12 protein-coding genes are annotated in these 15,005 nt (G+C 42.9%); all 12 read right to left on the bottom strand.

The window, feature by feature from the left end; translation table 11 throughout:
* Positions 1-39: 39 nt before the first annotated feature.
* Positions 40-783, bottom strand: coding sequence for a CPBP family intramembrane glutamic endopeptidase (locus DWW33_RS04710; RefSeq protein WP_158577454.1), 744 nt, complete (start codon positions 781-783; stop codon positions 40-42).
* Positions 770-2,233: a 2-amino-4-hydroxy-6-hydroxymethyldihydropteridine diphosphokinase gene (folK, locus tag DWW33_RS16200; RefSeq protein WP_330419796.1), complete on the bottom strand. Its 1,464-nt coding sequence runs from the start codon at positions 2,231-2,233 to the stop codon at positions 770-772. Before folK ends, DWW33_RS04710 begins: the two co-directional genes overlap by 14 nt.
* Complete coding sequence (gene folP, locus DWW33_RS04700) at positions 2,226-3,044, bottom strand: dihydropteroate synthase (RefSeq protein ID WP_117840851.1); 819 nt, start codon at positions 3,042-3,044, stop codon at positions 2,226-2,228. Before folP ends, folK begins: the two co-directional genes overlap by 8 nt.
* A gap of 66 nt (positions 3,045-3,110) precedes the next feature.
* On the bottom strand, positions 3,111-3,617 hold the full coding sequence (locus DWW33_RS04695; protein ID WP_118638948.1) for an HD domain-containing protein: 507 nt from the start codon (positions 3,615-3,617) through the stop codon (positions 3,111-3,113).
* A gap of 13 nt (positions 3,618-3,630) precedes the next feature.
* Positions 3,631-4,185: a GTP cyclohydrolase I FolE gene (gene folE, locus DWW33_RS04690; RefSeq protein ID WP_118638947.1), complete on the bottom strand. Its 555-nt coding sequence runs from the start codon at positions 4,183-4,185 to the stop codon at positions 3,631-3,633.
* Positions 4,175-5,497 carry a bifunctional folylpolyglutamate synthase/dihydrofolate synthase gene (locus tag DWW33_RS04685; RefSeq protein WP_118638946.1) on the bottom strand — a complete coding sequence of 441 codons (1,323 nt, stop codon included), beginning with the start codon at positions 5,495-5,497 and terminating at the stop codon, positions 4,175-4,177. The genes folE and DWW33_RS04685 overlap by 11 nt, the downstream gene beginning before the upstream one ends.
* 1 nt (position 5,498) lies before the next feature.
* Entirely contained in the window at positions 5,499-7,736 is a 2,238-nt protein-coding gene (locus tag DWW33_RS04680; protein ID WP_117698168.1) for a DNA gyrase/topoisomerase IV subunit A, read from the bottom strand.
* Positions 7,737-7,831: 95 nt separating this feature from the next.
* Positions 7,832-9,754, bottom strand: a complete 1,923-nt coding sequence (locus DWW33_RS04675) for a DNA gyrase/topoisomerase IV subunit B (protein WP_117840847.1) — start codon at positions 9,752-9,754, stop codon at positions 7,832-7,834.
* Positions 9,755-10,233: 479 nt separating this feature from the next.
* Positions 10,234-11,343, bottom strand: coding sequence for a DUF1002 domain-containing protein (locus tag DWW33_RS04670; protein WP_243088534.1), 1,110 nt, complete (start codon positions 11,341-11,343; stop codon positions 10,234-10,236).
* Positions 11,344-11,357: 14 nt separating this feature from the next.
* On the bottom strand, positions 11,358-12,296 hold the full coding sequence (locus DWW33_RS04665) for an alpha/beta fold hydrolase (protein WP_118638944.1): 939 nt from the start codon (positions 12,294-12,296) through the stop codon (positions 11,358-11,360).
* 122 nt (positions 12,297-12,418) lie between these two features.
* Positions 12,419-14,179 carry a single-stranded-DNA-specific exonuclease RecJ gene (gene recJ, locus DWW33_RS04660; protein ID WP_118638943.1) on the bottom strand — a complete coding sequence of 587 codons (1,761 nt, stop codon included), beginning with the start codon at positions 14,177-14,179 and terminating at the stop codon, positions 12,419-12,421.
* A gap of 19 nt (positions 14,180-14,198) precedes the next feature.
* Positions 14,199-14,936 (bottom strand): tRNA pseudouridine(38-40) synthase TruA, encoded by a 738-nt coding sequence (gene truA / locus DWW33_RS04655; protein WP_199650724.1) that lies wholly within the window; start codon positions 14,934-14,936, stop codon positions 14,199-14,201.
* Between the last annotated feature and the right edge of the window lie 69 nt (positions 14,937-15,005).

Genomic DNA, 15,005 nt, shown 5'->3' with positions numbered 1-15,005 from the left:
TCTGGAATTTCTTAGGAAGGTTTTGAGTGTATCTGCTCTTTACTTCTCTTTTCCACTACGGAAAGCCAGCAGCAATAACACCACAATCAGCACGCTCTCCACCACGGTGCATATGACACTTCCCGTCATGGATGCATCCATGAAATGAAACAGCTTTGTCTCGCTTCGAAGTACAGATACCAGATTCGTTACCATATGGGCTGCCATGGCTGCGCCAAGCCCTTCCTGTTCCATGATGACTGCCAGCAAGAGTCCTACCGCTGTGGCATATAAGAACTGCACCAGATTAAAATGCATGGCTCCAAATATTACTGCCGATAATACAATTGCTGTCTTCACTCCCAAAAGCGCTTTCAAACGCTGGTAAACGATGCCGCGGTAAAGAAGTTCCTCTAAGAACGGAATTATGATACAGGTTCCAAGTATTTCCAATGCCAGGCTGCTGCCGTAAAATGCAGCACTTACTTCCTGATAGCTCTGCGATGTTTCTTTTAAGCCGGTATATCCGATAAGATTATTTAACACTACACCAAATAAGCCTGCGGCTGCTGCAAATAAAAAGGTTCGTAGCAGATTTGCCATTTTCCCGCCATCCTCTTTCCGATAGAAAGCATAGATAAAGGGAAATGCTATCACCGTTGCAATAATCTGATAAATCATATAATTTTCATTGGTCATTGCATGGATGATATTTAACACAAACATCACAACGTTGGTTACTACAAAATAAATACCAATGGGATAAATCACTTCCCAGATGCGAAGTAGCTTATAATCTTTCAATATATTCTGCCGCCTCCTCAATACTGTCACAGATTGCTTTTGCACCAGCCTCCTGCAACTCTTCTTTCGTTCCGAATCCATAAGTGATGCCGATGCAGTCCATATGTGCTTCTTTGGCTCCTGATACATCAAATCTGGTATCTCCAATCAATACTGCCTCGGTAGTATCATAAATATGCATCCGCTTTATCGTTTCCTGCAACACCTCATATTTGCTGTCTATTCTGCCATCCATTGTGGCTCCCACCACTTCATCAAAATAGGAGAGGATGTGGAAATGCTCCAAAATACGCCGGCAGGATTCTTCCGGCTTGCTGGATGCCAGTCCGATACGATAGCCTTTTCGCTTGAGAGATTTCAAAGCATCCTCAACACCATCAAAAAGGCTGCATTCAAAGATACCGGTTGGATGATAGCGTTCCCGGTACTTGGCTACTGCCGCTACTGCGGTCTCTTCATCCATGCCATAATGTTCCATAAAAGTATTTTTAAGTGGCGGTCCGATAAAGAATTCAAGCTTATCTGCATCCGGTTCGTCAATACCATATGCCTTTAGGGCATACTGGGCACACTTTGTTATTCCTTCCTTGGAATTGGTAATGGTTCCATCCAAATCAAATAAAACAATGTCTTTTCTGCCCTTCAGTTCCTGTTTCATCTGAAGCACCGTCTTTTTTAACACCGGATGCCAGAGATATGGTGCGATTTCACATAGCGGTTCTAACACAAACAGGCGGTTTGCCATATCAATATGCGGAATCGTAAGTTCCGGGGTAGATATCACTTCATCATCATAAAATAAAATATCAAGGTCTATCGTTCTTGAGCCCCAGCGCATCTTACGCTCCCGGTTGCCATGAGCTTCTATGGCATGAAGCTTCTCCAATAATTCTTCCGGTGTATACAGGGTTCGAAGTTCCAGACATCCATTAAAAAATGCGCCTTCTGCCACGCCGCCATAAGGTTCTGTCTCGAGGATATCAGATACCTTTCCTACCTTGCAGTCTTCTAAATTCCGCAGTTCTTCAACGGCATCTTCAATATATTTTTTCCGGTCACCCATATTCGAGCCAAAGGCAAGATATACCTTATGCCAGCCCCGTTCTATTTCCACCGCCACATCTGATAAAGGCAGTCCCACCGGTGCCCATGGTTTATGTATGGAAAATTTTAATTTCTGAATCAATGGAAAATGCAATAACACTGCCCGTGCTGTCTGCTCTGCTGCAGCTTCAATCAGCTTATAGGTATGTGTCGTCAGAAATTCTGTTACAAAATGGCTGACTTCTCCATAATTTACCGATTCTGTCAAATCATCCGAATATCCTGCTTTTCTGGTTGGTAAATAAAGTTCCATATTGATTAGAAACTTCTGTCCAAGCTTTGTCTCCTCCGGGAACACTCCATGATTTGCAAATAGTTCAAGATTTTCTATGATAATCTTATCCATGTAATCCTCCATCCCTGATTGCTTCTGCCATCTTAATTGCCTCTGCATTGGCACGCACATTGTGTACGCGGACAAATCCGCAATGTGCCCATACGGCATAAGCACTGGTTACTGCTGTGGCTGTATCGCGTTCCTTTGCCGGAACATCCAGCGTCAGACCGATTACCGACTTCCGGGATGTGCCAAGCAGCACCGGATAGCCCAGTTCATTCAGTTCTCCCACGCATCGGATAGCTTCTAAATTATTCTCATAAGTCTTGCCAAATCCTACACCCGGGTCTGTCATAATACCATCTTCACGAATCCCCGCTTCCTTTGCAAGACGTAATGTTTCCCGTAAATCATTTTTCATATCTTCCATAAAGTTCTTATAATCTGCTTCGTTGCGGTTGTGCATCAGACAGCATGCGGCATCATATTTTGCAATCACGCCAGCCATTTTATCATCTGCTTTCAGTCCCCAGATGTCATTTAAAAGATGTGCTCCTGCCGCAAGGTTAGCCTCTGCCACCTTACTTTTATAGGTATCTACGGAAACCGGCACATCAAAACGGCTTACAATTGCTTCTACCACCGGAACAGTACGCTCAATTTCTTCTTCATCAGAAATCTTTGTATAACCCGGTCTTGTGGATTCTCCACCCACATCGATGATATCTGCTCCCTGTTCCATCATTTCTTCTACATGCTTTAATGCAAGGTCTAACTGGTTATAACTTCCCCCATCCGAAAAAGAATCCGGTGTTACATTTAAGATTCCCATTACATAAGTATGATTTGCTGTGTCAAATGTCCGATTGCCTATTCTCATTTTTCTTCTCCTTTTATGCTGTCTGTAGAACCTGCTACCAACAGCTTCTTGCGGATGCCTGGCAGCTTAAAACCAGGTCTCCGGTTTATTTTTCTCTTTTTCACTCCACTTGCAGCTGTCTGCTGCTTCACAGGCAAAGCACATACGGGATGCCTTATCCGCCCATTTCATAAGCTGTGTAAATGCTGTCTGCCATAATTTCTCCCCGTGCAGCTCACTGCAGGTCTCCCTGCGGTGAGCCAGAATTGCCTGGCAGATGATAGCTCCTTTTTCCTTCGGATAGCCTATAGTCGCAAAAATCTCTCCTGCAAATTCGGCAGATGCCGCTGCATGAGAGATTCCCTGTTCATATTCTTTCATACGACCGATATCATGAAGCAGGGCATAAAGATATATCATCTCTTCATCCAAACCAAGCTGCTCCTTTAAATTGCGAATCTGTGCCAGCCGTGCCACATCCATAAAATGTTCCATATTATGTCTGCAATAGATTCTGTCCGCTTCCAGACGGGCAATTTTCTTTACGTTTTCCCGGTATTGCTCCTGATGCAAAAGTCTTACTACATATTCCATTTCATCACCATATCTAACGCACCATCTGGAAAAATTTATTTACCAGACGCTCATCCTCATTAAAGATTCCACGGGTTACATATGTTACTGTTTTACTGCCCGGTTTCTTGATTCCGCGCATGGTCATGCACATATGCTCTGCTTCCATCATAACCATAACACCCTTCGGTTTTAACTGTTCCATCAGTGCATCTGCCACCTGTGCCGTAAGCTGCTCCTGAATCTGAAGCCGTCTTGCATAGATTTCCACGGTTCTTGCCAGCTTGCTGATGCCGACTACTTCTCCATTTGGAATATAAGCAACGTGGGCTTTTCCATAAAATGGCAGCATGTGGTGTTCACATGTGGAATAAAATGTAATATCTTTTTCCAGTACCATCTCATTGTTGCTGGCATGAAATCTTTTCTTTAAAGGCTCTGCGGCATCCATGTCCATTCCGCCAAAGATTTCTTCATACATCCGTGCAATACGATCCGGAGTCTCAAGTAAGCCCTCCCGGTTCACATCTTCGCCAATGCCTTCTAATATCAGCCGTACTCCTGCTTCCACTTTCTCTTTATCTATCATTCTTCTGTCCTTCCCGATACTGTATGACAGCCTGCTTTGCCTCTGCAAGATATGACAGGGAGCCAAATATCAGCACCACATCTTCTCTCGAGCTCTCAGCAATTGCATGTCTTACCGCATCTTCAATCAAAGGTTCTGTTATTACTGTTTGATAGCCTGCTGCCTTCGCTTCCTCCGCCAGCTTCTCTGCCGGAAGTGCCCTGCCATTATGCGGCGTTACCACATATACAGTTTCCGAATAAGGACGCATTATCTTTAAAATCTTCTCATGCGCCTTATCAGCAAGCACCCCTATTATATAGGTTATCTTACGATTTGTAAAACAGTTTTCCAGCGTTTTTGCAAGTTGCAGTGCTGCGCCCTCATTATGGGCACCATCCAGAATGCATAATGGTTCCTCTAAAACACGTTCAAAACGTCCATTCCAGCAGACCTTCTGAAAGCCATTTTGTATCACAGATAAGGTAAGCTGCGGAAATGTTTTCTCTTTCAATACTTCTATTACTTTAAGCGCACAGGCTGCATTGGCTGCCTGATAGGCTCCGGTCAGCGGAAGCTTTATCTTCCACTGTGAATTATTTTCTCTTACATAATCAAACTGCATTCCATTCATATCATACAAAAGATTTCTTATGGCATCCTTCCTCGGCTGGTACAGCTGTGCTTTAAGCCGCTCTGCCTCCTTGACAAGAACCTCTTTCACAACATCTTCCTGCCAGGCAGATACCACCGGGCAGTTCTCTTTTATGATTCCAGCCTTTGCAGATGCAATCTCTGATAACGTATTTCCCAGGAACTGCATATGATCCATGCTGATAGAAGTAATGACACTGCAAATGGGATGGGTAATCAGATTGGTTGCATCCTCTCTTCCCCCCATGCCGGTTTCCAATAACACCACATCACAGGCTTCTTCTTTAAAGTATAAAAACGCTGCTGCAGTCTCTACCTCAAAGGAGGTTGGATGCGGAAGTCCTTTTTCTGTCAGTGTAAGACAGGCTGTCTTTACTTTTTCCATCAAGGCAGCGTATGCTTCTTCGGAAACTGCTTTTCCGTTTATCTGCCAGATTTCCCGATAGGAAAAGACTGCCGGGGAACTATATCTGCCTACCTTTAAGCCGGCTTCTTCCAATACTGCCTGAAGCATTGCTCCAACGGAACCTTTTCCGTTAGTTCCTGCAATGTGAATAATAGATAAGTCTTCCTGCACATTGCCCAATTCTTTCATCAGTGCCCGGATACTGTCCAGTCCTAATATACTGCCATATTTTTTTGTTTCTTCTACAAATGCAAGTGCCTGCTGATATGTCAATTTATTTCTTTACTCCTTTGGTTGCACGGTTTCCAATATGAAGCCGGTTCAATGCAATTTCTTTATCTTTTACCATGACCACTGGCGGTTCTTCCTCACCCAGTGCATAGATGTTGGTCAGTTCATCCCCTGCTGCAAGCTTCATTCCGCAGACTCCGATTGCCCCCTTCTTCTTCTCAGGAATCGTATCTGCTGCGATCCTAAGGAACATGTCCTTTGCCGACTGCATAACAATAGTCATATTTTCTTCTACCGGTGCTACGAATATAACTGCATCATCATCTGCAAGCTTCGTGGCAGCTGTGGTACGTTTTGCTACGTCAAATTCTTTTCCATCCACCTGTTTTAACATGGCTGTCTTCGTTCCAAATAAAAGCTTCTGCGTACACAGTGCTGCCAGATCCGTGATATAAATCAACTGCTCTTTAGAGCTGTCATAATTACTTACATTATCAATCGGCTGTCCCTTGTCACGGAATTTTCCAAACGGCAAATCGACCACCTTCAGCAGATGCATCTGGCCGGTATTGGTAAAGATACAGATTTTTCCGGTATTCATACAATGAAGTACATAACGGTTCTCGCTGTCTGCTGCTTCTTTGTTACGCTCATAAGCCGCCACATCAATGGTCTTCGCATAGCCAAAACGATCCATCAAGAAGACTACTTCCATCTCTTCCATCTTCTTTTCTTCATAAACGGCAGCTTCCACATTGTCGATATGGGTACGGCGTTTTCTGGAATAGTTTTTCTTAAGACCATCCAATTCCTTCATAATTACCTTCGCCATTGTACTGCGGTTGGTAAGAATATCTTCGTATTCTGCGATATTCTTTAATGTGGTATTATGCTCATCCATCAATGCTTCCACTTCCAGACCAATCAGCTTATAGAGGCGCATCTCTAAAATTGCTGTTGCCTGACGTTCTGTAAAGTTTAACTTTGAAGCTTTCTTTTCGGATTCTTTTGTCTTGAATTTAATATTTTCTGTTACACCGTTCATCAGGCAGTTTTTCGCATCCTTGATATTACGGCTTCCTCTTAAGATTTCAATTATTAAATCAATAACATCGCAGGCACGGATTAAACCTTCCTGAATCTCTTTCTTGTCCAGTTCCTTTGCCAGTAATGTCTTATATTTTCTGGTAGCAAGCTCATACTGGAACTTTACATGGTGACGGATAATCGGAACCAGTCCCAGAGTCTCCGGTCTTCCGTCTGCTACTGCCAGCATATTGACTCCAAAAGTATCTTCTAATTTTGTCTTCTTATAAAGGAGATTGCAAAGATTCTGTGCATCTGCTCCTTTTCGAAGTTCGATAACAATGCGGATTCCCTCTTTGGATGACTGATTGGAAATATCCACAATATCATTTGTCTTCTTGGTCTCCACCAGACTGTAGACATCATTTAAAAATTTTCCAATATTGGCTCCAATCATGGTGTATGGAATTTCCGTAATAATCAGGCGCTCTTTTCCGCCTTTTACTGCTTCAATTTCTACTTTTCCACGAACCTTAATCTTACCGATTCCAGTCTCATAAATGGAAAGCAATTCGTCCTGGTTGGTCACAATTCCACCGGTCGGGAAATCCGGTCCCTTGATGTATTTCATCATCTCTTCCGTTGTAATATCCGGATTCTTCATATATGCTTTGACACCATCAATGACTTCACCAAAATTATGTGGTGGAATGCTGGTTGCCATACCAACGGCAATACCTTCTGCTCCATTTACCAAAAGGTTTGGCACCTTTACCGGAAGTACTTCCGGCTCTTTTTCTGTTTCGTCAAAGTTTGGCACAAAATCTACCACATCTTTATCCAGATCTGCCAGATATGCTTCCTGTGTTATCTTCTGCAGACGCGCCTCGGTATATCGCATCGCAGCCGCTCCGTCTCCTTCAATGGAACCAAAGTTACCATGACCATCTACCAGTGGCAGTCCCTTCTTAAATTCCTGTGCCATTACCACCAGTGCATCATAAATGGAGCTGTCACCATGCGGATGATATTTACCCATGGTATCTCCCACGATACGGGCACATTTACGATAAGGTTTATCATAACGGATGCCAAGTTCGTGCATATCATAAAGTGTTCTTCGCTGTACCGGCTTCAGACCATCTCTGACATCCGGCAATGCTCTTGCGATAATAACGCTCATGGCATAATCGATATAAGATTTCTGCATTACTTCCGAATACTCGGTGCGGATAATCTGTTCTTTCGTTTCCATAATCTATCCAATTCCTTCCTGATTTTCTGCTTCTATCATTTCCCATACATCCATAAAAATATGCTGTCAGCAATTCCTTACGGATTCATAGAAATTTATATGTCAAGTTCTGCGTCCTTTGCATTATCATAGATGAATTTACGACGCGGCGGTACATCTGTTCCCATCAGCATCTCTGTTACATCCGATGCCATTCTGGCATCTTCGATTTCTACCTGTTTTAACATTCTTGTTTCCGGATTTAAGGTTGTCTCCCAAAGCTGCTGTGCGTCCATCTCTCCAAGACCTTTGTAACGCTGCAGTGTAAAGGAGCCTTTGTGCGTCTTACGGTAGCGGGCAAGGGCGGCATCATCATAAAGATATTCCTCTTCTCCCTTAGTTGGCATCGCCTTATACAAAGGCGGCATCGCAATATAGACATGTCCTTCGTAAATCAGTTCCGGCATAAACCGGTAAAACAAAGTCAGAAGCAGCGTTGAAATATGTGCTCCATCCACATCCGCATCTGCCATGATAATTATCTTATCATAACGAAGCTTGCTGATATCAAAGTCATTTCCATATCCTTCGGAAAATCCGCAGCCAAATGCATAAATCATGGTTTTTATCTCTGCATTAGCCAATACTTTATCAATACTTGCTTTCTCTACATTTAATATCTTTCCACGAATCGGAAGAATCGCCTGGAACATTCGGTTTCTTGCAGTCTTAGCAGAACCACCCGCAGAATCTCCCTCAACGATAAAGATTTCACATTTGGAGGCATCACGGCTTTCGCAGTTGGCCAGTTTTCCATTGGAATCAAAGGAGAATTTCTGCTTGGTTAAAAGATTGGTTTTCGCTTTCTCTTCTGTCTTACGGATTTTTGCTGCTTTTTCTGCACATCCGATAATTGCCTTTAAAGTATCCAGGTTACGGTCAAAGTACATCTGAATTTCATCATTGGTTACTTTTCCGGTGGCTCTTGCCGCATCCTGGTTATCAAGCTTGGTTTTCGTCTGCCCCTCAAATCTTGGGTCCGGATGTTTCACAGAAATAACGGCAGTCATTCCATTTCTTACGTCTGTTCCGGTAAAGTTTGCATCCTTTTCTTTTAAGATGCCAAGCTCTCTTGCATAGGAATTAATCACCTGGGTAAAGGTTGTCTTAAAACCGGTCAGATGGGTTCCGCCCTCTGCATTGTAAATATTATTACAGAAGCCCAGCACATTCTCATGGAATTCTGTTGTATACTGGAATGCCACTTCAACAGAAATGCCCTCAGATTCTCCTTTATAATAAATGACATCATGGAGACATTCATTATTCTGATTCATCTCTTTTACAAATCCAATGATTCCATCCGGCTCATGATATTCAATATGTTCTACTTCTTCCCCACGTCTATCTTCATAAATAATAGTTAAAGCAGGATTTAAATATGCAGTCTCATGGAGACGGCTCTTTACTTCATCCTCTTTAAATCTTGTCTTTTCAAAGATTTCCGGATCCGGCAGGAAATTAATCTTTGTTCCGGTCTTTTTCGTCTTTCCAATTGTCGGCAGCAGTCCGTTTACCAGCTCTACCGTTGGCACGCCACGCTCATAGCGGTCATGATGCACATAACCATCTCTGCTTATTTCTACATCCATATAAGTAGAAAGTGCATTTACAACAGAGGAACCTACTCCATGAAGACCACCGCTGGTCTTATATGCTGCATTATCAAATTTTCCGCCGGCATGCAGAGTAGAAAATACCACACGGGCTGCCGATACGCCCTTCTTATGCATTCCCACCGGAATTCCCCGTCCGTTATCTTCTACGGTACAGGAGCCATCTGCCTCTAATGTAACACGGATGGTATCACATACACCAGCAAGATGCTCATCTACCGAGTTATCCACGATTTCATATATTAAATGGTTCAATCCTTTTCTTGAGACGCTTCCAATATACATTCCCGGTCTCTTCCGGACAGCTTCCAGTCCTTCCAGTACGGAAATACTGCTTGCATCATATGTTTCCTGTTTTGCCATTGTTCCATTCCTTTCTTTCTAAAAACTGCTTCAAAAGAAGCCCTGCGGCTAGTATAACACATGGAGATTTTTTTGGCAAACATGTGTTTTCTATTTTGTTTGATCAGGAAGGAAATGGGCTTCTCATATATTTTATTTGGCAAATTGGTCAAAAGCATATCTATTTGTTCCACTGTATGCAAATAAGATGTTCTAAATGTACCTGATTAAATATAGAAATATCACGCAACCGTCCTAAACGAGCCATCCGGGCTCTTTAGGACTCATTCTGACATTCATGTCAGAATGTTGCTGTATCATGGCAGGTACATTAAGAACTTCTAATTTGCTTCCAAAGTCACAAATAGATATGTTTTTGTACAATTTTGCCATATCCAAAATTTGATTTCTCCATTTGGCACCTGATCTTTCAAAAAAAACAACTACCGGGTGAACCGGTAGTTGTCTGAAATCTCTTTTATAAAATTGTCCTGTCTTATTTAATTGAACAGATTCTTAAAGAAATCTGCAATAGAGGAAAACAGGTTGGAGAAAAAGCTTCCTATCTTATCAAAGATGCCGTCTGCACCAAGGTTTTCAATCTTGTCATAAATGGATTTCGCCTGATTTACAAGACTGTCTACATCAAGATCCAGATTGCCAATCTTCTTTAACAGGTCTAATAACTGCTCTTTCTGCTCTTCTGTCAGTGCAACATCAAATTTATCTGCTGCTTCATCAATGGCATCACGGATACTTGCATCATCCGTAAGATTGTTTTCTGCCATCTGCTGTTTTAAGTATGCAACCAGTCCTTCTACGGATTCTGCATCTGCACCAGTGCTGCTCTCTAACTGTCCGGTTAAAACCAGCTCATTTAATGCAGTATCTACATTTTCCTGTGGAAGTTCTTTTCCGGTAATCTCCTGGTATGCCTTAAACACACCTACCAGAGCTGCTGTTCCGGAAATATTCTGTGGTCCTGCAACAATTATATCCGCATCTTCAATTCCGGCTGTTACCAGTGCATTCTTATACATACCAACTGTACAGTATGAAATATTCTTGGTGGAAATATTGATTCCATTTCCTTTATCTTTCTTTACGATTACTACAGAAGACCAGGATTTACTTCCAATCTGTGAAGATGGAATATATGCATCCAGATACTGGTGTTCTTCGGAATTGTTTACTGTAACTACATCATAATTATCAAGCTGTGCAGGATCAATGCCCATCAGACTTAATACTGTATTCTTCTGCTCCTCAGACAGATCAGCACCCAGTGCCAGATATGGTTTATCGCTTTCTTTGATCACGACATTGTCATCTGCCTTATCTTCTGCCGCTGCCGGATTATCTGCAGCTGCTCCACTTTCCGGAGTGCCGGCTGCTGCTCCACTTTCCGGAGTGCCGGCTGCTGCTCCATTATCTGTATTGGCTGCTGCATCGGAACCGTTGTTCTCTCCGCCTGCTGCAGTACCATTTTCCGATGATGTCTCTGTCGACAGTGTTCCTGTCACTTCTGCTGCGGATGCCTGAAATGGCACTCCAAGAAACAGCATACATGCCAATCCCATTCCCATTATTTTTTTGATATGTTTTTTCATTTTTTCCTCCTTTTTCAGGCAAGGTGAACATTCATCCATGCCAGAATATCATGATATACAACATCACGGTCTGTCTCATTTAAGATTTCGTGACGGTCGTTGTCATATAATTTCCAGGTAATATCCTCTTTGCCGGCTGCGTCAAATTTATTATATACCTTCTTTACGCCGCTACCGCAGCCTCCCACCGGATCCATTGCTCCCGATACAAAGAATAACGGAAGACTCTTTGGAACTGCTTCAATATTTTCCTGCTGGTTGTCAAAAAGAACTGCCTCAAACAGTCCCATATAAGCATTTACCGTAAATACAAACGTACATTTCGGGTCTGCATAATAGGTTTTTACTATTTCTTCATCCTTGGTCAGCCAGCTATTGGAAGCATCTTTTCCTGTCAGGTCAAACTGATGATAGTATTTATCATAAGATAATTTCTGCAATAATTTACTTCTGTGATGCCAGCCGAAAAATGCTGCCTGCAGCTTTGCAATAAACATGGCAAGCTTTGTGGTATTGTCCGGAATACAGCCGGTTCCCATAATTATAGCACCGGTAAGCCCCTCTCCATGTATCGCCAGATATTTCCGAAGCATATAAGAACCCATGCTGTGTCCTAACATAAAATAAGGCACACCCGGATGCTCTTTCCGTGTTATCTCCCTGAGTGTATGCATATCGGCAACCACCGTATCGCTGGGATGCTCTGCAAAATATCCCCATTCATCCTTAGATACAACGGATTCACCGTGTCCGATATGGTCATGTCCTACCACCAGAAAACCATTGTCATTTAAAAATTCTGCAAAAGCCCGGTAGCGCTCAATATATTCCACCATACCATGTGTTATCTGTAAAACTGCACGATACTTTCCATCTTCCGGAGTCCATCGTACTGCATGAACTGTGGTTCGTCCATCTGCGGAAGGGAAAGAAAATACTTCCTCTTTCGTCATATAATATACCCCCTGTATGTTATAAATCCCTTATATTTTACAATGATTCTGCACTTTTTACAACCGATGCGTCCTGCAAAAACCATAATACTCTATTAAATTTTTCTTAAATCCCTAAAGTTTTACCTAAAACGCCGTATTATTGCCTGTACACTTTCTCTTCCACTGTAAGTGTCCACTGCCGGCTCATAAACGGCTGCAAACTGTATGCTGTTTTCTTTTCCATGCATAGCTGCATCCACTTCTTCACTGCCAAACTTTTCACTGAGAAATGTAAGAAATTTTTCCACTTCTCCAAAATAGACTCCTGCCACCGGATTCCCCTTTGAATCCAACAAATGAAGCTTTAACACATTCCGGTTTACGCCCACTATACCGGCTCTTGTAATCTTAATATTACGGTCTGCAAATACCGGTCTGGTATTGGACTTTCCGCAAGGCTCCAGCACACTTAACTGCCGGATGGTATCTACCGTAAAATAGGACATCGGAAGCACCGCATCCAGCCTTACCACCTCTGCCATATCTTCTTCAGAAAGTTCTGCCTTCTGATTAAGCTGTTCCCGCAATTTATCAATATCTTCTTCCCGCATGGAAAGTCCTGCTGCCATAGGATGTCCGCCATATTTTGTAAACAGCTCCGCCACTTCCGTCATTTTATCAAACATGGAATAGGCTTCGATGGAACGACCGGAGCCTTTGACTCCTTCTTCTCCTCTGGTCAGTACAAATACCGGTCTCTGATAGGCTTCCCGGATTCTTCCGGCAATGATTCCCGCAAGACTCTCATGGCATTCCGGAAGGTAAACCACTAATACTTTATCTTTTTCCCGGCCTTCCTTTCCAATCTGTTCCAATGCCTTCTGTGTCTCCTGCTGTGTCATATATTTCCGGCTTTCGTTAAGCTCCACCAATTCGCCTGCCAGTGCAGAAGCCTTTACTTCATCCCGCTCAAGCAGCAGCTCCAGGGAACGTTTTGCCGTATCCAGTCTGCCGCTGGCATTGATACATGGTCCCAATACAAAGCCGATATGATATGCACTCAACGGCTTGTCAGAAAGCTTGTTTTTTGCAATCAACGCTTTCATTCCGGGATTCTTCGTATGCTCTAACGCTTTTAACCCAAGCTTTACCAAAATACGGTTCTCTCCGGTTAAGTCCATGACATCCCCCACCGTTGCAAAGCCTGCATTTTCAATAAAAATATCCGCTTCTTCCACCGGAATATCCATTCTCTCATAAAGCACCTGCACCAGCTTCCACGCCACTACTGCTCCGCAGATTCCTTTGCAGGGATACGGACAATCCGCCTGCTTGGGATTTACAATGGCATCCGCATTGCTCCGTAGAAATTCCTTTCCCTGTTCTGTATTACGATAAGGAATCTCATGGTGGTCTGTTACCACAACGGTCATTCCTTTTTCCTTTGCAAAATTAATCTCGTTGATTGCAGCAATTCCATTGTCACAGGTAATCAAAAGTTCTTTTCCATCGGACAATGCCTGCTCGATTAAATGCTCATTGATTCCATAACCATCTTTCATCCGGTCCGGGATTGCAGCATCCACATTGCCGCCGCACCGGCGGATTCCCTCTAACAAAATATAGGTTGCATTGACACCATCAATATCATAATCACCAATGATACGCATGGCCTTTTTCCCTGCAATGCCCTCTGCAATAATTTCTGCAGCTTTATCCACATCCTTTAATAAATGAGGATTATGTAATGCCTCTTTTCCACCATACAAATATTCTGTAATTTCTTTTTCATCTATTATATCCCGGTTTCTTATAATCCGGGCAATCAGTGGGTCAATTCCATATTTCTTTGCCATTTCCATGAAATTGCCGCCTTTTCTGATTTCAATCCATTTCTCCATGAAGCTTTCTCTGCCTTATCTATTCATATTCCACATTTATGAGCACCAGTCCCTTTGCTGCTGCCATTGGTCCTGCCAGACTGCGGTTTCTGCCCTCTAATATTTCTTTCATCTCACGAACTTCCCGCTTTCCCGTTCCAACTTCTAACAGTGTTCCGGTAAGGATTCGCACCATGTTCTGTAAAAATCCATTTCCGATAAAAGAAATGTCAAGTTCATCCTTTTTCTCTTCTATCCGAATCTCATAAATCGTCCGTACTGCCGATTTTTTGAAATGACGGTTGCCACAAAAAGAAGTAAAATCGTGGGTTCCAAGCAGCACTTCCGCCGCTGCCTTCATTTTGTTAATATTCAGGTTTTCTGCCACCGGTGTTACATATTTTCTCCGGAATACATCCGGCTTCTCTCCTAAAAAAATGCGGTAACAATAAGTCTTTTTTACAGCGTTTAATCTGCTGTGAAACCGGAGTGGTACTTCGGATACCTCCAATACCACAATATCCTCCGGCAGATACTGGTTGCAATACCTCTTTATCTCTTCCGGTTCATATGCACTCTGAAGTTTAAAATTTGCCACCTGTCCCATGGCATGCACGCCCGCATCCGTTCTTCCGGAGCCATGTATCTCTATTTCTTCCCCTGTCATTTTCTCCAATACCGACTGCAGCTTTCCCTGAATGGTCTGCTCTGTATTTCCCTGCACCTGCCATCCGCTGTATCTGCTGCCATCGTATTGCAATATCATTTTATAATTTATCATGTTTTCTCTCCATTCATTCTGCAACAGTATAACACGTTTTCCCGCTTTCCGGCATATACTTTATGG

The sequence above is a fragment of the Roseburia sp. AF15-21 genome, from assembly GCF_003479505.1.
Lineage (GTDB): Bacteria > Bacillota > Clostridia > Lachnospirales > Lachnospiraceae > Roseburia_C > Roseburia_C amylophila.
The sequence above is the reverse complement of the archived record's forward strand: the minus strand, read 5'-3'. Positions and strand labels throughout refer to the sequence as shown.